Consider the following 24,052-nt stretch of genomic DNA (forward strand, 5'->3'; position numbering starts at 1 on the left):
AATTTTCTCCTCCCTGTCTCACCGCCCGGTGAGGGTAACTGCGCCTATGAAAACCATGAAAATTGCCGTCAGCCGCGAGCTGCTTTCCACTGTGTCTACGCACCGCGAAAAGGTGACGCTGGACAGCACTGATTTTACCGATGTGGCGGCCGTCGTCATCACAACAGCTGAAAGTCGCAGCGGCATTCTTGCACTGCTGAAACGCACGGGCTTTCAGCTACCGGTGTTTATTTTCTCGCAGGAGCAAATGGACGTTCCCGATGGCGCTACCGCGGTTATCTCGGGTAAAGCTCAGGAGTTTCTGGAACTGGAGAGCGCTGCCAGCCGCTACGAAGAGAACCTGCTGCCGCCCTTTTTTGACACCCTGAGCCAGTATGTGGAGATGGGCAACAGCACTTTCGCCTGTCCGGGCCACCAGCACGGGGCATTTTTCAAAAAACACCCGGCAGGGCGACAGTTCTATGATTTCTTCGGTGAAAACGTGTTTCGCGCCGACATGTGCAACGCCGACGTGAAGCTGGGCGATCTGCTGATCCACGAAGGGTCCGCCAAGCACGCGCAAAAGTTCGCAGCAAAAGTGTTCAACGCGGACAAAACCTACTTCGTGCTGAACGGCACCTCAGCGGCCAACAAGGTGGTGACCAACGCGCTGCTGACCCGCGGCGACCTGGTGCTGTTCGACCGCAATAACCATAAGTCTAACCACCACGGGGCGCTGATCCAGGCGGGCGCCACGCCGGTTTATCTTGAGGCCGCGCGTAACCCGTTTGGCTTTATTGGCGGAATTGACGACCACTGCTTTGACGATGCGTATCTGCGGGATCTTATCCGCGAGGCGGCGCCGGAAAAGGCCGACGAGGCGCGTCCGTTCCGCCTGGCGATCATTCAGCTTGGCACCTACGACGGGACGATCTATAACGCCCGCCAGGTGATCGACAAGATCGGTCATCTGTGCGACTACATTCTCTTTGACTCCGCATGGGTGGGCTACGAGCAGTTTATTCCGATGATGGCGGAAACGTCCCCGCTCTTGCTGGAGCTGAATGAGAACGATCCGGGGATTTTCGTGACCCAGTCGGTGCACAAACAGCAGGCCGGGTTCTCGCAAACGTCGCAGATCCATAAAAAGGATAACCACATTCGCGGTCAGGCGCGTTTCTGCCCGCACAAGCGGCTGAACAACGCGTTTATGCTGCATGCCTCCACCAGCCCGTTTTATCCGCTGTTCGCAGCGCTGGATGTGAATGCCAAGATCCACGAAGGTGAAAGCGGACGCAGGCTGTGGGCGGAGTGCGTCGAGCTGGGGATTGAAGCGCGCAAGGCGATCATTGCGAATTGCCATATGATCAAACCGTTTATCCCGCCGGTGGTGACGGGCCGGCCGTGGCAGGATCATCCGACGCACGCCATTGCCAGCGAGCTGCGCTTCTTCAGCTTTGAGCCGGGGGCCAAATGGCACGGCTTTGAGGGCTATGCCCGCGAGCAGTACTTTGTCGACCCGTGCAAGCTCCTGCTGACCACGCCGGGTATCGATGCCGAAACCGGGGAGTACACGGATTTCGGGATCCCGGCGACGATTCTGGCGCACTACCTGCGCGAAAACGGCATCGTGCCGGAGAAATGCGACCTCAATTCGATCCTGTTCCTGCTGACGCCTGCCGAAAGCAGCGAGAAGCTGGCGCAGCTGGTGGCGATGCTGGGCCAGTTCGAACAGCATATTGAAGACGACACGCCGCTGGCGGACGTGCTGCCGACGATCTTCCAGAAATACCCGGTGCGCTACCGGGATTACACCCTCCGCCAGCTGTGCCAGGAGATGCACGATCTCTACGTCAGCTTTGACGTGAAGGATCTGCAGAAGGCGATGTTCCGCAAGGAGAGCCTGCCGGAGGTGGTGATGAACCCGCAGGATGCGAACCGGGCCTATATTCGCGGTGAGGTGGAGCTGGTTCGCATACGTGATGCCGCAGGGCGCATTGCTGCCGAAGGGGCGCTGCCCTATCCGCCGGGCGTGCTGTGCGTGGTGCCGGGTGAGGTCTGGGGCGGGGCGGTACAGCGTTACTTCCTGGCGCTGGAGGAGGGCGTCAACCTGCTGCCGGGCTTCTCGCCGGAGCTGCAGGGAGTTTACAGCGAGAAGGATGCCGACGGGATTAAGCGGCTGTATGGGTATGTATTAAGATAGTGCGGGCTGTTGCCCTCACCCTAACCCTCTCCCACAGGGAGAGGGAACCTTTCATCAAACCGCACTACGCTTGTACATCCTCCTCGGATGCCCAATCTTGCCGTACAGCATCTCCACCGTCAGAAAACCCGCCTCCACGCAGTGCTCCAGATAGCGCCGGGTGGTGGTTTTGCTTAATCCGGTTTCGCTCACCACCTCATCCACGGTAAAGCAGTGCGTTGCCTTGTCGTTGAACAGCGTCTGCACCCGCGCCAGCGTATTTTCCTCAATGCCTTTACTGCCATTGTCCAGGCGGTAGTTTTTCGCCTGGAGCTGATACAGCGAATCCACGTTTTGCTGGTCGACAATCTTCCAGACCCGCTGCTGTTCCGCAAACTGCACGAACCGCTCCAGCGACTGGCTGAGCCGCTTCCAGGAGACGGGTTTGAGGATGTAGTCGAACGCGCCGTTGCGAATCGCCTGGCTGCAGGTGTCCATATCGCTGGCGGCTGTAATAAAAATCACCGAGCAGTTGGCGCGGGCCAGCATGGGGTTATTGATAAGCGAGATGCCTTTACCGTCCGGCAGGTAGTTATCCAGCAGCATCAGCTGCGGCTGTTTGCTTTCAAGCTCTGCCTGGGCCGCAGCCAGCGACGAGGCAATGCCTACCAGCCTCAGACGCGGATGTTTGCCTATCAGCTCCGCGTGCAGTTGCGCCAGTTCGTTCTCGTCTTCAACAATCAGTACGTCGATAAGTTCATGTTGCATAGTCGGTGTCTTCCAGTTGCCGGGCGGTTCCCGTGGCCGGGATAAACAAGGAGAAAATGGCGCCGCGCGGGGTATTATCGGCAACTTCTATCGCGCCGCCAGCCTGTGTGACGTAGCTTTCGATCAGGTACAGGCCAATCCCATGATCGCCGCGTGTTTTGGTGGTGACGCCGCGTTCAAAGATCCGGTCACGGATCGCCGGTGTAATGCCAACGCCCTGGTCGGCCACTTCAATAATCAGTTCCTGTTCGCTGAGTTTGATCAGCACTTCTACCGGCGCGTGGGGAAGCGGCGACCGCTGTGTCGCTTCGATGGCGTTATCCAGCAGGTTGCCAATAATTGAAATCAGCTCTTGCTCCCCAAGGGGCAGGAAGGGTCTGTCCAGCCGACAGCCCGGGTCGAAACACAGCTCGACGCCTTTCTCCCGCGCGCGGGCGGCTTTCCCCAGCAGCAGGCCGCACAGGGTCGGGGAACTGAAGCGCGAAGAGATAAAGTCCAGCAGCTCCTGGGCATGCTCCGACTGTGCCTGAATGTAGCCAATGGCTTCCTCATAGCGGCCCATGTGCAGCAGGCCGGAGAGGGTGGTCATCCTGTTTAACTGCTCGTGGCGCATGATGCGCAGGTTATCGACATAGCGTTTTACCTGGCTGAGCTGGGCGCTCAGCGAGTCGATCTCGTTGCGATCGCGGAAGGTGATCACCCAGCCCTGCAGCGACCCCTCAAGCATGATGTGCACCCGGCTGGCAATCACCGTGAGATCGTTAAAACGACAAATCTCGTCATGGGTATCTTTCGCCAGCATCGTCTGCGTGTCGAAGAACGGGACCGGATCGATCACCTGGCTTATCAGCTGTCCGCGCAGCTCGCGGGCCGGCTGGCTCAGGCCCAGCAGCTTGCGTGCCGCCTGGTTGATGACTTCAATCCGCCGCCGATCGTCAATGGCAATCACCCCTTCATAAATAGACTCCATCATCGCTTTCTGCTGGCGCACCAGCAGGCCGATCTCGCGCGGCTCAAGGGAGAAGATCTGCTTCTTAATGCTGCGGGTAAAGAACCAGGAGAAGATAAAGAGAGCGATCAGCAGCAGCACGGCGGCAATCAGGATATTGACCACCTTACTGACGGTAATGGTATCAAGGTAGCTGGTGAGATAGCCTACCGAAACGATGCCGACCACCTGTCCGGCAGCGTTAAAGATGGGGGCTTTACTGCGCAGCGAAATGCCCAGCCCGCCTTTGCGGATGGTGGTGGTGCTTTTACCCTGCAATACGGCCTCATTGTCTCCGCCAACCAGGGTTGTGCCCACTCTGTCGGCAAAGACGGAGTGAAAAAGATGCTGCCCTTTATTATCACCAATCACAATAAAGCTGGCGTCGCTGTGTGCAGACATCTTCTGCATAAAATCATGGATGGCGGAGATATTCTTTTGTTCAACTTCATGACGCAATGTCGGAATAAGCGCAATCTCTTCAGCCTGTATTTTGGCACGCGTACTCATTTCCTGATAAAGCTGCTTCCCGACGTCGGTATAATAATATCCGCCCAGCAGCGCGAAAAGTACCGAGAAAAAGGCAACCAGCGAAATAAACAGCTTAATCTGGAAAGAAACTTTCATAACTATCACGCGAGGTAGCAGCAAAGATCGCCAATATATCATCTTTTTTTGCGCTGACGCCCGCTTTGCCGAAAACTTGTGATCCCTTGCACAGCGGGCGCTGTAAAAGAGTTATCCTGAAGGCGAACGTGCTTCGGGCTTCCCGGATAAATGTTATTTGTTTGTTCAATTCGGAAAAGAAACCATAAAAACCACGGCAATAAATAAGGTATAAATCACATTAAATAAAAGAAACCATTAAAACCATAGCTGCCATTAAAACTTCGCTTTTAATATGCCATCCCTCACATAAAGTAAGCCTTTGTGACTCTAAGCTGAACGCACAAAATAACCAAGGGGCTTATTATGAGCACAACTGACGATTCTTTCTCTGTTACCCACGACCCGATTGAAATTCAGCGGCCTTCGCTCAAAGAGCGCTGGTGGCATATTATGGATACCTGGAAAGTTGGGATTATTCCTCTGCCGCTGTTCGTTCTGGCGGGCGCGCTGATTGCGATTGATTGCCTGGGCGGAAAACTGCCGAGCGATATCGTGGTCATGGTGGCAACGCTGGCCTTCTTCGGCTTTGCCTGCGGCGAGTTTGGCAAACGCCTGCCGATTGTCGGCAAGCTCGGCGCGGCGGCGATTTGCGCCACCTTTATCCCTTCCGCGCTGGTCTACTATGGCCTGCTGCCGGACGTGGTGGTCGAGTCCACCACCAAGTTCTACAAATCCACCAACATTCTCTATCTCTACATCTGCTGCATTATCGTCGGCAGCATCATGAGCATGAACCGCACGGTGCTGATTCAGGGCTTCCTGCGCATCTTCTTCCCAATGCTGTGCGGTGAAATCGTCGGCATGCTGGTAGGGATGGGCGTTGGCCTGGCGCTGGGTCTTGAGCCGTTCCAGATCTTCTTCTTTATCATTCTGCCGATTATGGCGGGCGGCGTCGGGGAAGGGGCGATCCCGCTTTCCATCGGCTATGCCACCCTGCTGCACATGGACCAGGGCGTGGCGCTCGGCCGCGTGCTGCCGATGGTAATGCTCGGCGGTCTGACGGCAATCATCATCTCCGGCTGCCTGAACCAGCTCGGTAAACGCTTCCCGCATCTGACCGGTGAAGGCCAGCTGATGCCTAACCGCGCGAATGCCGATGCCACCGTCTCTCAGCCTGCGTTTTCCGGCAAAGCGGACGTCACCACTATCGCCTCCGGCGCGCTGCTGGCGGTGCTGCTCTACATGCTGGGCATGCTCGGCCACAAGCTGATTGGCCTGCCAGCACCAGTTGGCATGCTGTTTATGGCGGTCCTGGTGAAACTCTGCAACGGCGCCTCTCCGCGCCTGCTGGAAGGCTCTCAGGTGGTGTACAAATTCTTCCAGACCTCCGTGACCTACCCAATCCTCTTCGCCGTCGGCGTGGCCATCACCCCGTGGCATGAACTGGTGGCGGCGTTCACCGTCAGCAACCTGCTGGTGATTGTCAGCACCGTTTCCGCACTGGTGGCAACCGGCTTCTTCGTCGGCAAAAAGATTGGTATGCACCCGATTGATGTCGCCATCGTCTCCTGCTGCCAGAGCGGCCAGGGCGGTACCGGCGACGTGGCGATCCTGACCGCAGGCAACCGTATGAGCCTGATGCCGTTCGCCCAGATTGCTACCCGTATCGGCGGGGCGATTAACGTCTCTGTCTCACTGCTGATTCTGGGCAACTTCCTCGTTTAAGTTTTCAGGAAAGAACAATGAAACTCGCAAGCTTTTTATACCAGGGAAAACGCAGCTACGGCATCGTCCAGGCCGATGGCGTGATTGATTTAGGCCGCCGTCTCGGCGACCGCTACAGCGACCTCAAGGCGCTGCTGCAGGGCAACGGGCTGGCGCAGGCCACCCGCTACCTGAACGATGCCGTGGACGTGCCGATGAGCGCCATCACCTTCTTACCGGTGATCGAGCAGCCGGAAAAGATCCTCTGCGTGGGCATGAACTATGCCGACAAGCGCAAGGAGTTTGACCAGCATAACCCGGCCCCGACGCTGTTTGTCCGCTTCCCCGATTCACAGACCGGCCACAACGAGCCGGTGCTGAAGCCGCGCCACTCCAGCGAATTCGACTACGAAGGCGAGTTGGCGGTGATCATCGGTAAAGGCGGGGAGAACATCAGTCGCGATGACGCCCTGCGCCACGTGGCGGGCTACAGCTGCTACATGGACGGCTCCGCCCGTGACTGGCAGCACACCTGGTTTACCGCCGGTAAAAACTGGCGCAAAACCGGCGCGTTTGGGCCGTGGATGGCGACGGCGGATGAGATCCCGGATCCGCACCAGCTTGCGATCCGCACCTGGCTGAACGGCCGCATGGTACAGGAAGACAACACCAGCAGCATGATCCACAAGGTTGCGGAGCTGATCGAGTACATCAGCACTTTCACCCGCCTCAGCCCGGGCGATGTGATCATCACCGGATCCCCGGGCGGAGTGGGTAAAAAGCGCAATCCGCCGCTGTTTATGAAAGAAGGGGATCGCATTGAGGTGGAGATCGAGCATATCGGTCATCTCAGCAACGTGATCGTGGAAGCGCCAGCCGTCGGGCTTGCGGCAGCACATTAAGAAAGACGGCATGAACAGTCAACCCATCGATTTTCGCCACACCGTCGTGGCGAAACACCCGGAACGCTTAAGCCAGATCCGCTACCTGCTGGCAGACAGCGGCCTTGGCCTGGACAACGACATCACGCTGTTTGTCGAAGCCTGGTCCGGCTCGCAGCTGGTGGGTTGCGCTGGGCTTGCTGCCAACGTTATCAAATGCGTGGCGGTCAACGAGCAGCTTCGGGGCGAGAACCTCAGCGCGCGGCTGCTGGCAGAGGTGGAAAATGCGGCGCTGGAGTGCGGCCATTTTCATCTCTTCCTCTGCACCCGTCCGTGCAACCGGGAGCGCTTTGCCCGCAGCGGCTTCTGGCCGATTGCCCAGAGCGGGAACAACGCGGTGCTGATGGAGAACACCCCGCAGGGGATCGAACGCTACTGCCGTTCCCTGCGCGCGAAGCGCAAGTGCGGGGAGAACATTGGCGCGATAGTGATGAACGCCAATCCGTTCACCCTCGGCCACCGCCATCTGGTGGAGCAGGCGGCGCAGCGGTGCGACGCCCTGCACCTGTTCGTGGTGCGTGAAGACGCCTCGTTCTTCCCGTTCAGCGCGCGCCTCGAGATGGTGCGCGCGGGCGTGGCGCATCTGCCGAACGTGGTGGTGCATGAAGGCTCGCAGTACATCATCTCCCGCGCCACCTTCCCGGCCTACTTCCTGAAGGAGACCGGCAAGGTGCAGCAGGCGTGGAGCGAGATCGACGTGCTGATCTTCCGGGACTTCATCGCCCCGGCGCTCGGCATCACGCACCGCTTCATCGGCTCGGAGCCGTTCTGCGATATCACCCGCCAGTACAACCAGACGCTGCACGACCTGCTGGCCTCGCATATCGAGGTGGTAGAAATGCCGCGCATCAAGGCCACCGGCAACGCTATTTCAGCGTCCGAAGTGCGCCGCTTACTGAAGACACAGCAGTTTTCCCGGATCCGGGAGATTGTCCCGGACTCCACCTTCGCGCATCTCGAAACGCATTACCGTGCGAGTGCGGAAGTCGCTTAACTACCAGGAATTTATCATGAAAATTGTAAGGGAGGCGCTGGCCGGAACGCAGGAGTCCAGCGACCTGATGGTGAAAATCGCTCCCGCTCACGACGAGCTGGAGATAGTCATCCACAGTGAAGTGATTAAGCAGTTTGGCGAGCAAATTCGCCAGGTGGTCAACGACACGTTGCGCGCCATGAACGTGCACCAGGGATTAATTATTATTGAAGACAAAGGGGCGCTGGACTGTGTGATCCGCGCCCGCCTGCAAAGCGCGCTGATGCGTGCCGCCGATGAACAGGCCATCAATTGGGGGGCGCTGAAATGAGCAAACTCCGCCGCAGTATGCTGTTCCTGCCGGGCGCCAACGCCGCCATGCTCTCAACAGCCTTTATCTACCGTCCCGACTCCATCATGTTTGACCTTGAGGACGCCGTTGCCCTGCGCGAGAAGGATACCGCGCGCATGCTGGTGTTCCACGCCCTGCAGCACCCGATGTATCAGGATATCGAAACCGTAGTGCGTATTAACCCGCTCAGCACGCCGTTTGGCCTGCTGGATCTGGAAGCCGCCGTGCGGGCCGGCGTGGACGTGATCCGCCTGCCGAAAACCGACACGCCGGACGATATCTACGAGCTGGAAAGCCATCTCGAACGTATCGAGCAGGAGTGTGGCCGCGAGGTTGGTTCCACCCGCGTGATGGCGGCGATTGAATCGGCCATTGGCGTCATCAACGCCGTGGCGATTGCCCGCAGCTCTCCGCGCCTCATCGGGATTGCGCTGGCCGCCTTTGACTACGTGATGGACATGCAGACCGAGCGCGGAGACGGCACCGAGCTGTTCTACGCCCGCTGCGCCGTGCTGCACGCCGCCCGCGCGGCGGGCATCGACGCCTTCGACGTGGTGTGGTCAGACGTTAACGACGAGGCCGGGTTCCTGCGCGAGGTCGATCTGATCCGCAAGATGGGCTTTAACGGCAAATCGCTGATTAACCCGCGCCAGATTGACCTGCTGCACAACGCCTACGCCCCGACGCAGGAAGAGGTGGATCACGCCAAAAGGGTGATTGAGGCGGCAGAAGAGGGCGAGCGTAACGGCCTGGGCGTGGTGTCGCTCAACGGCAAAATGGTGGATGCACCGATTATTAACCACGCGCAGGTGGTGCTGGAGCGCGCGGCGGCCTCCGGCGTGCGTCGGTAAGGATAAAATAATGAATCAGACAGAACTTCTTCACGTGAATTTTCCCCATCTGCGGGACTTAAAACCTTTTGATACCGCCCACAGCGCCACGCCGTGGCTGGCGGACAGCGACGCTAAGCACAGCCGCAAGCTCTGCGCCTCTGTTGAAGAGGCGGTTAAGCGTTGCGGCCTGCAGGACGGGATGACCATCTCCTTCCACCACGCGTTTCGCGAAGGCGACCGGGTGATCAACACCGTCGTGGCGCTGCTGGCGCGAATGGGCTTCAAAAACCTGACGCTGGCCTCCAGCTCGCTGATGACCTGCAACGACGCGCTGATCGAGCATATTGAAAGCGGCGTCATCACCCGGATTTACACCTCGGGCATGCGCGGCAGGCTGGCGGATGCCATCTCCCACGGGCTGATGGACGAGCCGGTGCAAATCCACTCCCACGGCGGGCGCGTGAAGCTGCTGCAGGACGGCGAGCTGAATATTGACGTGGCGTTTCTCGGCGTGCCGTGCAGCGATGAGTTTGGCAACGCCAACGGCACGCACGGTAAATCGTGCTGCGGGTCCCTGGGCTACGCGATGGTGGACGCGCACTTTGCCCGTAAGGTAGTGCTGCTGACTGAAGAACTGGTGCCGTTCCCCAATATGCCCGCCAGCCTGGTTCAGGACCAGGTGGACTACATCGTGCAGGTTGAAAGCGTGGGCGACCCGGCAAAAATCAGCGTCGGCGCGGCGCGCGTCACCAGCAACCCGCGCGAGCTGATGATCGCCCGCTATGCGGCGGACGTGATTGAACACTCCGGCTACTTCAAACCGGGCTTCTCAATGCAGACCGGCTCCGGCGCGGCGGCGACCGCCTGCACGCGCTTTATGGAAGAGAAGATGGAGCGCAGCGGCGTGAAGGCGCGCTTTGCGCTCGGCGGCATCACCGGCAGCCTGGTGGATTTACACGAGAAGGGGCTCATCGAAAAGCTACTCGATACCCAGTGCTTTGACGGTCAGGCGGCGGCCTCGCTGGCGCGCAACCCGAACCACGTTGAGATCTCCACCAACGTCTACGCCAACCCCGGCAGCAAGGCGGCAAGCTGCGACCAGCTCGACGTGGTGATCCTCAGCGCGCTGGAAATCGACGTTGATTTCAACGTCAACGTTATCACCGGCTCCGACGGGGTGATGCGCGGCGCGTCCGGCGGACACTGCGACGTGGCCGCCGCGGCAAACCTGACCATCGTCGTCGCGCCGCTGCTGCGCAGCCGCATTCCAACGGTCGTGAAGCGGGTTACCACGCGCCTCACGCCGGGCGAAAGCATCGACGTGCTGGTCACCGACCACGGCATTGCGGTCAATCCGGCGCGGCCGGAGATCCGCGAGCGGCTGCTGGAAGCCGGGCTCAAAGTTGTGGATATCAGCACGCTTTACGAGCGGGCGATTTCCCTGACGGGCGTACCGAAATCGATTGAATTTACTGACAAAATCGTCGGGGTGATCCGCTACCGCGACGGCAGCGTGATCGACACCGTGCGACAGGTGAAGGAGTAGTTATGACAATAGCGACACCCGTGCGGGCGGGTGTCAGCCTGGACGAACTGCTGGCGGCGAAAGAGCGCCGCGCAGCGCGCCAGGCTGACATGCTTGAGCACTATCAACAACCGGTGATTTCCCTCACGCTGGTCACGCCAGGGGAAATCAAAGACAGCCTGCGCTATCGCAATACCATGGGCGTGGCGCTGCAAATGTGCGACCAGCTGCTGTGGGAAAACCGCTGGCAGGTGCTGGACCGCCAGGTGCTGTGGCTCCCGACCGGGCCAGAAGCCCTGTGGTGCGTGGCCCATCCTGCGGTGGAAATCAAAGCGCACTGCGCGGAGCTGGAGCAGACGCACCCGCTCGGCAGGCTGTGGGATCTGGACGTGATCTGCCCTCAGTACGGCCACGTCGGGCGTCAGTCTCTGGGGGCAAACCTCAGACGCTGCCTGATCTGCGACGAACCCGCTCATGCCTGTTCCCGTTCGCGCAATCACCCCGTTGAGCAGGTGGTTTCCCGCGTGGAGAAGACGATCGATGACTGGTTTGCTCGCGACTAAACCGCGCCCGGTTGACGTGCCCGCGCTTGCCGAGGCGGCGCTATGGCAGGAGCTGGAGCTGACGCCCAAGCCGGGGCTGGTGGACAAGCTCAATAACGGTTCCCATCGCGATATGAACCACGCGCTGTTCGTCCGCAGCATTGCGGCGATTACGCCGTGGTTTTCGCGCTTTGCCGAACTCGGTAACGCACATGCAGATAAACCCGCTGACGCACAGCTTCGCATTATCCGCCCGATGGGGATGGCCTGCGAGCAGGCGATGTATGCCGCGACGAACGGAGTGAACACCCACAAGGGCGGGATTTTTGCCCTGGGTTTACTGTGCTTCGCTGCCGGACGTGTGAAAAATATCTCCGCAGACAGCCTCTGCTGTGAGGTGAGTAACATCTGCAGCGGGCTGGTGTCGCGTGAGCTGGCCGCGCGCAGCGGGCAGGCGACGGCGGGCGAGCGGCAGTTTCATCTGTACGGCTTAACCGGCGCGCGCGGAGAGGCGGAAAGCGGCTTTGCGACGGCGCGTAAGGCGCTGGCGCAGTGGAACGGACAGTCGCTTCACGGCCTGCTGTTGCGCCTGATGGCGGTCAATCAGGACAGTAATCTCGTCTCGCGCGGCGGCATTGAAGGGCTGCGCTACGTTCAGGGCTACGCGCGGGAATTACTGGTGAGTGGCTGGGATCGAGAGGCGCTGCTTAAGATGGATAAGGCATTGATTGAACGGAACCTGAGCCCGGGCGGCAGCGCGGATTTGCTGTCGGTGGGGTGGGTGCTCTCTGCAATAAAATAGCCGGGTGGCGCTAACGCTTACCCGGCCTGTGAACGGTGTGTTTGTAGGCCCGGTAAGGCGAAGCCGCCACCGGGCACAATACCGCAAAGATTAATGCGCGATCGGCTGCGCACCGTGCGGTTCACGCACGTGCTTGTACTTGAACAGTGCGATGAACGCGAAGAACAGCACCAGAGAGTATGCCGCGAAGATCAGCCACACAGGCTGCCAGTTGGTAATGCCGTTGGTGGTGTACATCTCAACCACTTTACCGCTTACCACTCCGCCCAAAATACAGCCGAAGCCGTTGGTCATCATCAGGAACATACCCTGCGCGCTGGCGCGGATTTCAGGCTTCACCTCTTTTTCCACAAACACCGAACCAGAGATGTTGAAGAAGTCGAAGGCGCAGCCGTAAACGATCATCGACAGCACCAGCAGCACGGTACCAAACGCGCTCGGGTCACCGTAGGCGAACAGGCCGAAGCGCAGCATCCATGCCGCGATACTGATCAGCATGACGTTTTTGATGCCGTAGCGGCTCAGGAAGAACGGAATGGTCAGAATGAACAGCGTCTCAGAGATCTGAGAGATGGACATCATCACCGACGCATGTTCAACGATAAAGCTGCCGGAGAACAGCGGGTTGTTATCGAAGCTGTGCAGGAAGGTGTTGCCGAACATGTTGGTGATCTGCAGCTCTGCGCCCAGCAGCATGGAGAAGATAAAGAAGATCGCCATGCGTTTGTTTTTAAACAGCGCGAACGCGTCCAGGCCGAGCATGGTGCTCCAGCTCTGGTTTTTCTGCTGGTTAGAAACCGGAATGGTTGGCAGCGTCAGGGTGAAGATCGCCAGCACCACGGAGAGCGCCGCACCGATATAGAGCTGCATATGGCTCAGTTCGAAGCCTGCGAAGCTCACGCCCCACATCGCCATGATAAAGCCGATGGTGCCCCAGATACGGATTGGCGGGAAATCGGTCACGATATCCAAATCCGCGGATTTCAGGCGGTAGTAGGAGATGGTGTTGATCAGGCCAAGCGTTGGCATATAGGCCAGCGAGTTAAGCAGGATCACCATGAACATCGCCCCCGGCGTGGTCACCTGGGCTGCCATAAACAGCGTCCCCGCGCCCACCAGATGGCAAAGCATGTACAGCCATTTCGCACTCAACCATTTATCCGCCACGATGCCCAGCAGCGTTGGCATGAAGACAGCCGCAATACCGAGCGAGCTGTATACGGCACCGATTGACGCACCATCGAACTTGAGCGTCACAAACATATAGGAGCCGAGTGTAGTCAGCCAGCTACCCCACAGGCAGAACTGCAGAAACGACAAAATTTTAAGCTGCAGCTTAAGGTTCATGTTACTTTCCTCACAAGTGAGCGGGAGATATGTTGTTTTGGGAACATTCAGGGTTGTTATTTGATGCAATTCTATCAGTTGGCAACGATATGTTTTGTTACCTCCCGCAAAAAAATGCAATCCACATTAATTTGCAGTTTGGATTGTGATGCAAATAACATTTTCGTATGGGTGGGGTTGGATAGGTGCGGCCTGATGCCCTCACCCTGACCCTCTCCCACAGGGAGAGGGGAAACAGAACACCTTCTCCCAGAGGGGAGAAGGTGTGCCGATCACCGGCGACGATAGTTCTTTTGCGCCGTATTCACCTTATACAGATAGCGACGGGATTCCGCAGACGGGTGGCGGGTGGTGAGGGTTGAGTAGACATCCCCTGGCGCCATGCTGTTGATGATGTTTGCGGCCTGCACTTTGTCATTCGAGAAGACGCGCAGCACGCTGCCCGCGCCGCCGTTATAGGCGGTGATCACCGCATAGCGGCGTGACGTTGGGTTATCAATTCCGCCCAGGTACACATTGTTCAGCATCGCCAGGTAGGCCGTGCCGGTATCAATGTTGCTCTGCGGATCGAACAGATAGCTGCGGCTCGGCGTGCCGGATTTCCCCTGGGCGCGGAAGACGTCTTTACCGGCGCTGTGCTGCACTACCTGCATCAGCCCCAGGGCGTCGGAACGGCTTACCGCGTACGGGTTGAACGAGGATTCGGTCTGCATAATCGCCAGGATCAGCGACTCATCCACGCCGTACTTGCGCGAGGCCTGACGCACCATCCCAATGTACTTATGCGCACGCTTGTCGAGGTGGTTCGGGACGAGGTTGATGGTGACGCTGTAGATAATCTTCAAACCGTTAGAGCGGCTTTTCAGGCGCGTCTGCAGCAGGTAGTCGGCAAATTTCGTGGCGCGACCTTCCCAGCGGATCGGCTGGCCGGTCTGATCGACAACCTGGCCGTACAGGAACGGCTCTTTCGAGATAGTGATATCGTCGGCATCTGAGTAGAGATCGATTGAGCCAGGATCGTCACCCATCAGCAGGGTTTTGACGATCGCCTGACGCAGTCGCGCAGCAGGGTCAGTGCCTGCGATGGTTTCAACCGTGATCGTACCCTCATCAAAGTTGATGTGGCTACGGGTCTGATAGGCATCGGTGTACTTAACGTAGTCCTTAGGTCCGGCAATAAGAACTTCGTTAAATCCCCATATATTCTCGATGTTGTGGGCAAACTGCCCCATCAAAATGTCAAAACCGTTGGTGTCCTTGATCCAGGCTTCGTTGTAATCTTCGCCTTTTTTTGACGAACACGAGACAAGCAACGGCGCAACAAGGGCTAGCGCTAAAAGTTTTTTCATCATTCCGGGAGTGCGTGTTGTGTTTGCTTTAACGGCGGGGTTTCCCCCGCACGCTGTTATTTTTCCGGTGGCGTATAGCCTTCGATGTGCACGTCTTTACCTTCGAACAGGAAGCTCACCATCTCCTGCTCCAGCAACTTGCGGTGTTCCGGGTTCATCATGCTGAGTTTTTTCTCGTTGATCAGCATGGTCTGCTTTTTCTGCCACTGTCCCCAGGCTTCCTTGGAGATTTCATTGTAGATGCGTTTACCCAGGTCGCCCGGATAAAGCTGGAAATCCTGGCCTTCAGCGTCACGCTGCAGGAAAGTACAAAAAATCGTTCTGGCCATACTCATTCCTCTTTTTCTTGTCGATGCTAAACCATTGCACCGGCACGTAATTGCTGTAACAGGCGCTCCACGGGAGCCGCCAGTCCGACTGATGGCGGTTGCGCTAAGTTATACCAGAGAGCGGTGCCTTCATCCATGCACGAGGCAAATGACGACACGGGAAGCCACATGGGTACAATGTCCAGGTGGAAATGGCTGAACGTATGGCGAAACGCGGTCAGCTGCGTCAGGTTATCGGCAGCAATCCCGCGCTGTTTAAGCCATTCACGCAGCAAATCTTCATCTTCAAACTGTGGGAAGCAGTATAGACCACCCCACAGACCGCTCGGTGGACGCTGGGCGAGGAAGACCTCGTCGCCGTGCTGCATCAGCAGCATATAGCCGGTGCGCTCCGGCAGCGTCTGTTTGGGTTTCTTACCCGGATATTGTGCCCATGAATGGTTGGCATACGCCACGCAGAGATTATTCACCGGGCAGAGTTCGCATTTTGGTTTTGAGCGCGTGCAGACCAGCGCGCCGAGATCCATCATCGCCTGGTTGAAACGCTCGACGCCGTTGGCCGGGGTGACCGCTTCACTTATTTCCCAAAGGCGTTTCTCAACGTCCTTCTTCCCCGGCCAGCCGTCGACGGCGTAGCAGCGTGCCAGCACGCGCTTCACGTTGCCGTCGAGGATCGGGAAATGCTTGCCTAAAGACAGGGAGAGAATGGCGCCTGCGGTTGAACGTCCGACGCCGGGAAGATCGGCCACCTCATCGAAGGTTTCCGGGAATTTCCCGTTGTGGCGCGTCGCGACCTGCTGTGCGGCCTTGTGGAGGTTACGCGCCCGGGCGTAATAGCCAAGACCGGTCCACAGATGAAGGACCTCGTCCAGCGGGACGTTGGCCAGATCGGTCACCGTCGGGAAGCGCGCCATAAAACGCTCGAAGTAAGGAATGACTGTGGCGACCTGCGTTTGTTGCAACATCACCTCGGAGAGCCATACTTTGTAAGGCGTTTTTTCAATTTGCCAGGGCAGGGTTTTACGCCCGTATTTGTCGTACCAGTCCAGCACCTGGGCTGAAAATTGAGAGGCTTGCATGGTCATCGATTCGCATAATCAGGGACGCAGATTGCAGCACAGCGTCAATCTGCTGTAAACCGGATCTTTCCCATGCTTGCATAGAAGCCTTAACTTTGGATAATGCCCGTTTCCCGAACATTCTCACAAGCAGACAACTCTTTTATGAAAAACGACGTCATTTCACCGGAATTTGATGAAAACGGTCGCCCGCTGCGCCGTATTCGCAGCTTTGTCCGCCGTCAGGGCCGCCTGACAAAAGGGCAGCAACATGCGCTGGACAACTACTGGCCGGTGATGGGCGTTGAGTTCAGCGAGCAGCCTCTGGACTTTACCGAACTGTTCGGCCGCGAAGCCCCCGTCACGCTGGAGATCGGGTTTGGTATGGGCACCTCGCTGGTGGCTATGGCGAAAGCGCGACCGGAGCAGAACTTCCTCGGTATCGAAGTCCACTCCCCGGGCGTGGGTGCATGCCTGGCAACGGCCCATGAAGAGGGCGTTGAGAACCTGCGCGTGATGTGTCACGACGCGGTGGAAGTGCTGCATAAAATGATTCCTGACAATTCTTTAACCATGGTTCAGCTCTTTTTCCCTGACCCGTGGCACAAAGCACGTCATAATAAACGCCGTATCGTTCAGGCACCGTTTGCCGAGCTGGTGAAAAGTAAGCTGAAGCTGGGCGGTGTCTTCCATATGGCGACCGACTGGGAACCGTATGCGGAACATATGCTGGAAGTGATGTCGTCGCTGGACGGGTATAAAAACCAGTCTGAGAGTAACGACTATGTACCGCGTCCGGAATCGCGTCCGGTAACGAAATTTGAACAGCGTGGCCATCGTCTTGGTCACGGTGTATGGGACTTAATGTTCGAGAGGGTGAAATAATGGCAAAGAATCGTAGCCGTCGTCTGCGTAAAAAGATGCACATCGAAGAATTCCAGGAAGTGGGCTTCTCCGTTGCGTGGCGTTTCCCGGAAGGCACCAGTGTAGAACAGATCGATCAGGACGTGGATGCGTTTATCAATGACGTGATTGAGCCAAACAAGCTGGCCTTCGACGGTAGCGGCTACCTGGCCTGGGAAGGTCTGATCTGCACCCAGGAAGTGGGTAAATGCACCGAAGAACATCAGGCCCTGGTGCGTAAATGGCTTGAAGACCACAAGCTCGAAGATGTCCGCGTCAGCGAACTTTTCGACGTTTGGTGGGACTAATAAAGCAGTAAGGGGCCAGCATTAGCTGGCCCATTTTGTCTGAGGGAGTGTTTAAGATGCGCAAAACGTTGCTGGCGGTTGCTTTGATGGCAACCGGATTCACCGCCCATGCGGATTATCAATGTAGCGTCACCCCGCGTGATGACGTGGTGTTAAGCCCGCAAACCGTGCAGGTCAAAGGCGAGAACGGCAATCTGGTGATTACGCCGCAGGGGAACGTCACCTTTAACGGCAAGCAGTACAACCTGACTGCCGCACAGCGTGAGCAGGCGAAAGACTATCAGGCCGATTTGCGTACCGCGCTGCCATGGATTAATGAAGGCGCGCTGACCCGCGTTGAGAAAAGCCGCGTCGCGCTGGATAAGATCATCACCAAAGAGGTGGGTGAGAGCAGCAATATGCGCACCCGCCTGACGAAGCTGGACAAGCAGCTTAAAGAGCAGATGAACCGCATTATCGAGACGCGCTCCGACGGCCTGACGTTCCACTACAAGGCGATCGATCAGGTCCGCGCTGACGGGCAGCAGCTGGTGAACCAGGCGATGGGCGGCATCCTGCAGGACAGCATCAACGAGATGGGCGCCAAAGCCGTGCTGAAGGGCGGCGGTAACCCGCTGCAGGGCGTGCTGGGCAGCCTGGGCGGCTTGCAGACCTCCATTCAGAACGAGTGGAAGAACCAGGAAGATGATTTCCAGCAGTTCGGCAAAGACGTGTGTAAACGCGTGGTGTCGCTGGAAGATAGCCGGAAGGCGCTGGTGGGGACGCTTAAGTAATTTCCCCTCACCCTAACCCTCTCCCCAAAGGGGCGAGGGGATGGTTTGCTCCCTCTCCCTTTCAGGGAGAGGGCCGGGGTGAGGGTTGCAGCATTTGCAGTATTTCAAGGATCTTTTCTAACACCGCCTCTTCGTTATTCCAGAGTTCGTTGTTCCAGAATCGAATGACATGCCAGCCTTTCTCGTTAAGCCAGCACGTTCTTTGAAGATCGTATTCCTGCTTTTCATCATGTTGCCCACCATCCAGCTCAACAGCCAGATGAGCCGCGCAGCAGGCGAAATCCAGAATGTAGTGATCTACAGGATGTTGTCGACGAAATTTATAATTTTCGAAACGGCGGCTGCGCAGTAGATACCAAAGCCGTCTTTCTTCTTTTGTCAGCTCACGTCTGAGCTGTTTTGCATAAGAACGAGTAATTTTCATCCCCACACTCTGCCAGCCTTTCCCTTAGCCGGCAGAACGGGATGCAAAATCCTGAATCAGCCTTCAGGATTCTTCGGCGAGAAACAGCTCAAGAAGGGAATTTAAGAACAGCTTGCCGTGCTCGGTGATCTGCCAGTATTCCTCGCTCTCGGTGAGATATCCCTGCGCCAGCGCCTCGTCAATCTGCGGGCGAATCACCGATTCTGGCAGCCCGGTGTAACGCGCAAATTCCGCGCGCGGCGCGGCTTCCAGCAGACGGAAGCGGTTCATGAAGAACTCAAACGGTTTATCCGCCGCCTCAACGTCGTGCTGACGCTCCAGGTAGCGGCCTTCCATATACCCGCGCGGGTGGCGGGTTTTGGCGGTGCGCAGAATGCGCCCGTCCGGGAAGGTCACCTTGCCGTGCGCGCCGCAGCCAATTCCCAGATAGTCGCCAAAGCGCCAGTAGTTCAGGTTGTGCTGGCACTGATAGCCCGGCTTCGCATACGCGGACGTTTCATACTGCTGATAGCCCGCAGCGGTCAGAAGCCTGTGACCCTGCTCGAAGATATCCCACAGCGCGTCGTCGTCCGGCAGCACCGGCGGGCGGGAACCGAACAGCGTGTTTGGCTCGATGGTGAGCTGATACCACGACAGGTGCGGCGGGTTCAGTTCGATCGCCTGACGCAGGTCGTCCAGCGCCTCTTCCAGCGACTGATCCGGCAGGCCGTGCATCAAATCCAGGTTAAAGCTGCGAAGGTTAAGCCCCGTTGCCAGGTTTGCCGCGCGCTTCGCCTCTTCTGGGCCGTGAATGCGCCCCAGACGTTTTAGCTTCGGTTCGCTAAAGCTCTGCACGCCGATGGAGATGCGGTTCACGCCCGCGCGCTGATAGTCGACAAAACGGTCGGCCTCAACGGTGCCGGGGTTGGCTTCCATCGTAATTTCAGCATCTGCCGCCAGTTTCAGGCGCGCACGCACGCCGTCCAGCAGCGTCTGCATTGCCGGGCCGGACAGCAGGCTCGGCGTACCGCCACCAATGAAAATGGTCTTAACTTCACGTCCCTGTGCGTAAGCGACATCGGCGTCCAGGTCGGCCAGCAGATGCGCAACGTAGTCATCGTGCGGCACTTCGCCCTTCAGCGCGTGCGAGTTGAAATCGCAGTACGGACATTTCTGCACGCACCACGGGATGTGAATATACAGACTCAGAGGCGGCAAATTAGCCATTACGCAGTGCTTCCAGTAACAGTTTCAGCGCGCGTCCACGGTGGGAAATCGCGCTTTTCTCTTCGCGGGTCAGTTCCGCAGCGGTTTTGCCCTCGGTCGGGACAAAGAAAATCGGGTCGTAGCCAAAGCCGCCGTTGCCAGCTGCTTCATGGGTAATCACGCCCGGCCAGCTGCCGTGGCAGACAATCGGCGTCGGGTCTTCCGCGTGGCGCATATAGACCAGCACGCAGTGGAACTGCGCGGTGCGCTGTTCGTCCGGTACGTCTTTCAGGGCGACAAGCAGCTTTTCCAGATTCTGCTGATCGGTGGCGTCCACGCCGGAATAGCGCGCAGAGTAAATCCCCGGTGCACCGCCCAGGAAGTCCACGGCCAGGCCGGAGTCGTCGGCAATCGCGGGCAGGCCGGTAATCTGCGCGGCGTGACGTGCTTTCAGGATCGCGTTTTCGATAAACGTCAGCCCCGTCTCTTCGGCGGACTCCACGCCAAGATCGGTCTGGGCGACCACGTCCAGCCCAAAATCATTTAATAGCGAGGCCAGCTCGCGCACTTTACCGGCGTTGCCGGTCGCGAGAACAACTTTCTGCATGGTTTAGTCCTGTTATTTCAGAGCCGCGACTTCCGTCGGGATAGATTGCGGATTAAGGATTTTTACCTGTTTATGTCGCCCAAGTTCACCTTTTTCAATGATGACCTGGCTTTTGGCGACGCGAAACTGTTTTGCCAGATATTTGGTCAGATGCGCGTTCGCCTGACCGTCAACCGGTGGGGCGGTGATGGCGACTTTTAACTCGTCGCCATGCAGCCCGACAATACTGTCACGGCTGGCTTTTGGCTGAATATACAGCCGCAAAACCAGCCCGTCAGCGCAGGTGCTTACGGCACTCATAGCGCCATCCACAGCCCCGGCAGCAGCATATCGCCCGTCGACTGTAACAGCTCAGCGATCCCCATATTAACCACGTACAGCAGCAGAACCAGGATCATCGGCGAGAAATCAATACCGCCCATCGAAGGCAGCAGGTTGCGAATCGGGCGCAGCAGCGGCTCGGCCAGTTGGATCAGCGCATATTCTACCGGACTACGGCCCTGGCTTACCCAGCTCATGATGGCCATGACCAGCAGCACCCAGAAAATCAGCAGGCCGATGGTTTTGATTAAAATCAGGACCGCAGCAATCCAGATAATCGGCTGGAAGGTGATGACCATAAACAGCACAATCGCTTTGATAACGCTCAGAATAAACGCCACCAGCAGAGACGAACTGTCAATGGGGCCCATCGCCGGGATAATGCGGCGCAGCGGTCCGACAACAGGTTGCGTGATTTTCACGACAAACTGCGAGAACGGATTGTAAAAATCACAGCGGGCCCACTGCATCCAGACGCGCAGCAAAAGCGCCATCGTATACAGCTCAAGCACTGTTGAGAGCAGGAAAGTCAACGTCTTCATGGCGTTCCTCAGGTTTCCTTATTATTTTGAGTAGTCGCGCGCACCGAAAATTGCCGTGCCGATGCGCACCATAGTGCTGCCTGCCGCGATGGCGGCTTCCATATCATCCGACATGCCCAGTGAAAGCGTGTCTACCGTGTTATAGCGCGCTTTAAGCGCCTCAAATGCTACAGCCATTTGCTGTGCCACGGCAAACTGCCTTTCATAACTTGACTCAGGCGCAGGAATTGCCATCAGTCCGCGCAGGGTCAAGCGCGGAAGGGCGGCCACGTCTGCGGCCAGCGCATCCAGCTCGCTTAGCGCAATGCCGGACTTGCTGTTTTCGTCGCTGATGTTGACCTGAATAAGCACGTTGAGTGCCGGCATTTCTGCCGGACGCTGGTCATTCAGACGGGTAGCGATACGCAGGCGGTCGATGGTGTGGCACCAGTCGAAGTGATCTGCCACCAGACGGCTTTTGTTCGACTGCAGGGGGCCAATAAAGTGCCACTGCAGATCCGTCTTCCCTTGTTCCTGGAAGTAGCGAATTTTATCCACACCTTCCTGCACGTAGTTTTCACCAAACGCCCGCTGCCCTGCATCAATAGCTTCTGCGATGGCGCTCGCAGGCTTGGTTTTGCTGACTGCAAGCAGCGTAATTTCTTCTGAAGCACGGCCGCAACGCGCTGCGGCGGCTGAGATTTTGTCCCGGACCTGTGCCAGGTTATGCGTAATGTCGTTCATTTTCCGAGGAGAAGTCTATGGATGTGGAAGAAATTGTGGCCCTTAGTGTAAAGCATAACGTCTCCGATCTACACCTGTGCAGTGATTCGCCACCGCGCTGGCGCAGATTAGGCCGGCTTGAACCCGCTCCCTTTCAGCCTCCCGACGTTGGGGCGTTATTAAAAGCGTGGCTTAACGATGAGCAGCAGGGAACATGGTGGGCAAAGGGGCAGGTGGATTTTGCCGCGACGGTGACGGGAGGCCAGCGCCTGCGCGGCAGTGCCTTTAAGCAGATGAGAGGTGTTTCTGTGACGCTGCGGCTGTTGCCGCGTAGCTGCCCGCAACTCTCTTCGCTGGGCGCGCCGCGGGCGATCCCGGAACTGTTATCCAATGACGCCGGGCTGATTCTGGTCACCGGGGCGACCGGCAGCGGCAAATCCACTACGCTGGCGGCGATGGTCGATTTTCTTAACCACCATGCTGACGGCCATATCCTCACGCTTGAAGATCCGGTGGAGTTTATCTACCAGAGCGAACGTTGCCTGATCCAGCAGCGGGAGATAGGTCAGCACAGCCCGTCATTTGCCGAAGCGCTGCGTAGTGCCTTACGCCAGGATCCGGACGTTATTTTGCTGGGGGAGCTGCGCGACAGCGAAACGATCCGTCTGGCGCTGACGGCGGCGGAAACCGGACATCTGGTGCTGGCGACGCTGCATACGCGCGGGGCATCGCAGGCGATTGAACGGCTGGTCGATACGTTCCCGGCGCAGGAGAAAGATCCGGTGCGTAACCAGCTGGCCGGCAGCCTGCGGGCGGTGCTGGCGCAGAGGCTGCTTCCCGATCTACAGGGCGGGCGCGTCGCGTTGTATGAACTGCTGGTGAACACTGCGGCGGCGGCGAATCTGATTCGCGAAGGGAAAACGTGGCAACTGCCCGGGATCATTCAAACCGGTCAACAGGCAGGAATGCAGAACTTTGACCAGAGCCTGGCGGAGAGGCGGGCGCAGGGGCGGCTGTAGGTCCCGGTGGTTAAAAGCCCTGGTCGAAATAGCTTTCGAGGATAATCACGGCAGAAGCGGAGTCCACGCTGCCTTTGTTGAGCGCCCGGAAGCCGCCGTGCTCAAACAGGCCCGCACGCGCTTCGACGGTACTGAGACGCTCGTCGTGAAGCTTCACGGAGACGCCAAAGCGGCCATGGATTTTATTGGCGAACTTACGCGCCCTGGCGGTAAGCGGCTGTTCTGTGCCGTCCATGTTCAGCGGGAGCCCAACAATCACGTCATCCGGCTGCCACTCTTTGAGCAGACGCTCGATAAGATTCCAGTCTGGCGTGCCGTCGTTGGCCTTCAGGGCCGTAAGCGGACGCGCGGTACCGGTGATGCGCTGACCCACGGCGACGCCAATGCTTTTAGTACCAAAATCGAAGGCCAGAAGCGTTCCGCTCATCAGGCGTGCCCCGCTACGCCAGGCATGGTCAGGATATCAATGCCAATCAGCTTTGCCGCGTCACGCCAGCGATCGGCGATAGGGGTTTTAAACAGGATATTCATGTCCGCAGGCGCCGTAAGCCAGGCGTTATCGAGGATCTCTTGCTCAAGCTGGCCTTTCTCCCACGACGAATAGCCCAGCGCCACCAGCACTTCAGAAGGCTGCTCAGCGGTGCCCAGCGTTTCAAGCACGTCGCGCGAGGTCGTGATAACGGTATTATCCGAAATTCGAATACTGGAAGAGAATACCGGCGGCGTATGCAGGATAAAGCCGCGATCTTCTGCAAGAGGTCCACCCAGCATCACCGGTTTATCAAGCCGGATTTCCGGCAGTCGCGCTTCAGCCGGTATTTTCAGCTTGTCCAGAATTCCTTCAACCTGAAGATTTTCCAGTGGTTTATTGATGATAATACCCATCGCGCCGTCTTCATTGTATTCACAAATATAAACCACGGCGCGGCGAAAAATCGGGTCCTGGAGAGCAGGCATGGCAATAAGAAAGTGATGCTGTAAATTCAT

At 57.8% G+C, this 24,052-nt stretch carries 27 protein-coding genes; 13 read left to right on the forward strand and 14 right to left on the reverse strand.

Annotated features, from left to right (window positions below; translation table 11 throughout):
* Positions 1-46 precede the first annotated feature (46 nt).
* The gene (locus ACZ6J2_RS16340) at positions 47-2,182 is read left to right on the forward strand and encodes an ornithine decarboxylase (protein WP_471726214.1); all 2,136 of its coding nucleotides are present in this window, start codon (positions 47-49) and stop codon (positions 2,180-2,182) included.
* A gap of 54 nt (positions 2,183-2,236) precedes the next feature.
* On the opposite strand, the gene ACZ6J2_RS16345 is transcribed toward ACZ6J2_RS16340, so the two are convergent.
* Both ACZ6J2_RS16345 and ACZ6J2_RS16350 read right to left on the reverse strand, forming a co-directional pair.
* Positions 2,237-2,929: a response regulator gene (locus ACZ6J2_RS16345; protein WP_023309148.1), complete on the reverse strand. Its 693-nt coding sequence runs from the start codon at positions 2,927-2,929 to the stop codon at positions 2,237-2,239.
* Entirely contained in the window at positions 2,919-4,544 is a 1,626-nt protein-coding gene (locus ACZ6J2_RS16350) for an ATP-binding protein (protein ID WP_471726215.1), read from the reverse strand. Before ACZ6J2_RS16350 ends, ACZ6J2_RS16345 begins: the two co-directional genes overlap by 11 nt.
* A gap of 345 nt (positions 4,545-4,889) precedes the next feature.
* On the opposite strand from ACZ6J2_RS16350, the gene ACZ6J2_RS16355 reads away from it, so the two are divergent.
* From ACZ6J2_RS16355 to citG, 8 genes are read left to right on the forward strand one after another with little or no spacing between them, the layout of a single operon-like run.
* Positions 4,890-6,251: a 2-hydroxycarboxylate transporter family protein gene (locus tag ACZ6J2_RS16355; protein ID WP_029740738.1), complete on the forward strand. Its 1,362-nt coding sequence runs from the start codon at positions 4,890-4,892 to the stop codon at positions 6,249-6,251.
* Positions 6,252-6,268: 17 nt separating this feature from the next.
* Positions 6,269-7,132, forward strand: coding sequence for a fumarylacetoacetate hydrolase family protein (locus ACZ6J2_RS16360; protein WP_021242089.1), 864 nt, complete (start codon positions 6,269-6,271; stop codon positions 7,130-7,132).
* Positions 7,133-7,142: 10 nt separating this feature from the next.
* Positions 7,143-8,165 carry a [citrate (pro-3S)-lyase] ligase gene (gene citC / locus ACZ6J2_RS16365; protein WP_193805657.1) on the forward strand — a complete coding sequence of 341 codons (1,023 nt, stop codon included), beginning with the start codon at positions 7,143-7,145 and terminating at the stop codon, positions 8,163-8,165.
* A gap of 16 nt (positions 8,166-8,181) precedes the next feature.
* Positions 8,182-8,475: a citrate lyase acyl carrier protein gene (citD, locus tag ACZ6J2_RS16370; protein WP_096150635.1), complete on the forward strand. Its 294-nt coding sequence runs from the start codon at positions 8,182-8,184 to the stop codon at positions 8,473-8,475.
* Positions 8,472-9,347, forward strand: a complete 876-nt coding sequence (gene citE, locus ACZ6J2_RS16375; protein ID WP_069303293.1) for a citrate (pro-3S)-lyase subunit beta — start codon at positions 8,472-8,474, stop codon at positions 9,345-9,347. Before citD ends, citE begins: the two co-directional genes overlap by 4 nt.
* Before the next feature lie 10 nt (positions 9,348-9,357).
* Complete coding sequence (citF, locus tag ACZ6J2_RS16380) at positions 9,358-10,875, forward strand: citrate lyase subunit alpha (protein ID WP_471726216.1); 1,518 nt, start codon at positions 9,358-9,360, stop codon at positions 10,873-10,875.
* Positions 10,876-10,877: 2 nt separating this feature from the next.
* The gene (gene citX / locus ACZ6J2_RS16385) at positions 10,878-11,417 is read left to right on the forward strand and encodes a citrate lyase holo-[acyl-carrier protein] synthase (protein ID WP_471726217.1); all 540 of its coding nucleotides are present in this window, start codon (positions 10,878-10,880) and stop codon (positions 11,415-11,417) included.
* Positions 11,395-12,198: a triphosphoribosyl-dephospho-CoA synthase CitG gene (gene citG, locus ACZ6J2_RS16390; protein WP_471726218.1), complete on the forward strand. Its 804-nt coding sequence runs from the start codon at positions 11,395-11,397 to the stop codon at positions 12,196-12,198. Before citX ends, citG begins: the two co-directional genes overlap by 23 nt.
* A 90-nt stretch (positions 12,199-12,288) precedes the next feature.
* On the opposite strand, the gene ACZ6J2_RS16395 is transcribed toward citG, so the two are convergent.
* The 4 genes from ACZ6J2_RS16395 to mutY all read right to left on the reverse strand — a co-directional run bounded on the left by ACZ6J2_RS16395 (position 12,289) and on the right by mutY (position 16,302).
* Positions 12,289-13,545, reverse strand: a complete 1,257-nt coding sequence (locus ACZ6J2_RS16395) for a nucleoside permease (protein WP_029740744.1) — start codon at positions 13,543-13,545, stop codon at positions 12,289-12,291.
* Between the two features lie 272 nt (positions 13,546-13,817).
* Positions 13,818-14,894, reverse strand: a complete 1,077-nt coding sequence (gene mltC, locus ACZ6J2_RS16400; protein WP_045355622.1) for a membrane-bound lytic murein transglycosylase MltC — start codon at positions 14,892-14,894, stop codon at positions 13,818-13,820.
* Positions 14,895-14,950: 56 nt separating this feature from the next.
* Positions 14,951-15,223, reverse strand: coding sequence for an oxidative damage protection protein (locus ACZ6J2_RS16405; protein WP_023309138.1), 273 nt, complete (start codon positions 15,221-15,223; stop codon positions 14,951-14,953).
* A gap of 26 nt (positions 15,224-15,249) precedes the next feature.
* The gene (gene mutY, locus ACZ6J2_RS16410) at positions 15,250-16,302 is read right to left on the reverse strand and encodes an A/G-specific adenine glycosylase (protein ID WP_471726219.1); all 1,053 of its coding nucleotides are present in this window, start codon (positions 16,300-16,302) and stop codon (positions 15,250-15,252) included.
* A 144-nt stretch (positions 16,303-16,446) separates the two neighbouring features.
* Between mutY and trmB the strand changes: the two genes are divergently transcribed.
* The 3 genes from trmB to ACZ6J2_RS16425 are packed head-to-tail and all read left to right on the forward strand — an operon-like array spanning position 16,447 to position 18,265.
* Complete coding sequence (trmB, locus tag ACZ6J2_RS16415; RefSeq protein ID WP_033146613.1) at positions 16,447-17,166, forward strand: tRNA (guanosine(46)-N7)-methyltransferase TrmB; 720 nt, start codon at positions 16,447-16,449, stop codon at positions 17,164-17,166.
* A complete protein-coding gene (locus ACZ6J2_RS16420) occupies positions 17,166-17,492 on the forward strand; it encodes a YggL family protein (protein ID WP_014885198.1) in 327 nt (108 codons plus the stop codon). The genes trmB and ACZ6J2_RS16420 overlap by 1 nt, the downstream gene beginning before the upstream one ends.
* Positions 17,493-17,548: 56 nt before the next feature.
* On the forward strand, positions 17,549-18,265 hold the full coding sequence (locus tag ACZ6J2_RS16425; RefSeq protein ID WP_024906551.1) for a YggN family protein: 717 nt from the start codon (positions 17,549-17,551) through the stop codon (positions 18,263-18,265).
* A 61-nt stretch (positions 18,266-18,326) separates the two neighbouring features.
* Here the strand turns inward: ACZ6J2_RS16425 and ACZ6J2_RS16430 are convergent, their stop codons facing one another.
* The 6 genes from ACZ6J2_RS16430 to ACZ6J2_RS16455 form a co-directional block, all read right to left on the reverse strand.
* Entirely contained in the window at positions 18,327-18,689 is a 363-nt protein-coding gene (locus ACZ6J2_RS16430) for an endonuclease domain-containing protein (RefSeq protein WP_471726221.1), read from the reverse strand.
* Between the two features lie 63 nt (positions 18,690-18,752).
* On the reverse strand, positions 18,753-19,895 hold the full coding sequence (gene hemW / locus ACZ6J2_RS16435) for a radical SAM family heme chaperone HemW (RefSeq protein WP_471726222.1): 1,143 nt from the start codon (positions 19,893-19,895) through the stop codon (positions 18,753-18,755).
* The gene (locus ACZ6J2_RS16440) at positions 19,888-20,481 is read right to left on the reverse strand and encodes an XTP/dITP diphosphatase (RefSeq protein ID WP_045403921.1); all 594 of its coding nucleotides are present in this window, start codon (positions 20,479-20,481) and stop codon (positions 19,888-19,890) included. Before ACZ6J2_RS16440 ends, hemW begins: the two co-directional genes overlap by 8 nt.
* Before the next feature lie 12 nt (positions 20,482-20,493).
* On the reverse strand, positions 20,494-20,781 hold the full coding sequence (gene yggU / locus ACZ6J2_RS16445) for a DUF167 family protein YggU (protein ID WP_471726223.1): 288 nt from the start codon (positions 20,779-20,781) through the stop codon (positions 20,494-20,496).
* Positions 20,778-21,344, reverse strand: a complete 567-nt coding sequence (locus ACZ6J2_RS16450) for a YggT family protein (protein ID WP_023309130.1) — start codon at positions 21,342-21,344, stop codon at positions 20,778-20,780. Before ACZ6J2_RS16450 ends, yggU begins: the two co-directional genes overlap by 4 nt.
* Positions 21,345-21,365: 21 nt before the next feature.
* Positions 21,366-22,067, reverse strand: coding sequence for a YggS family pyridoxal phosphate-dependent enzyme (locus ACZ6J2_RS16455; protein WP_471726224.1), 702 nt, complete (start codon positions 22,065-22,067; stop codon positions 21,366-21,368).
* Between the two features lie 17 nt (positions 22,068-22,084).
* Between ACZ6J2_RS16455 and ACZ6J2_RS16460 the strand changes: the two genes are divergently transcribed.
* On the forward strand, positions 22,085-23,065 hold the full coding sequence (locus ACZ6J2_RS16460; RefSeq protein ID WP_248235381.1) for a type IV pilus twitching motility protein PilT: 981 nt from the start codon (positions 22,085-22,087) through the stop codon (positions 23,063-23,065).
* 10 nt (positions 23,066-23,075) lie between these two features.
* Here the strand turns inward: ACZ6J2_RS16460 and ruvX are convergent, their stop codons facing one another.
* Entirely contained in the window at positions 23,076-23,492 is a 417-nt protein-coding gene (gene ruvX, locus ACZ6J2_RS16465; RefSeq protein ID WP_029739223.1) for a Holliday junction resolvase RuvX, read from the reverse strand.
* Complete coding sequence (locus ACZ6J2_RS16470; RefSeq protein ID WP_008499752.1) at positions 23,492-24,052, reverse strand: YqgE/AlgH family protein; 561 nt, start codon at positions 24,050-24,052, stop codon at positions 23,492-23,494. Before ACZ6J2_RS16470 ends, ruvX begins: the two co-directional genes overlap by 1 nt.

The organism is Enterobacter sp. E14S (assembly GCF_055666685.1).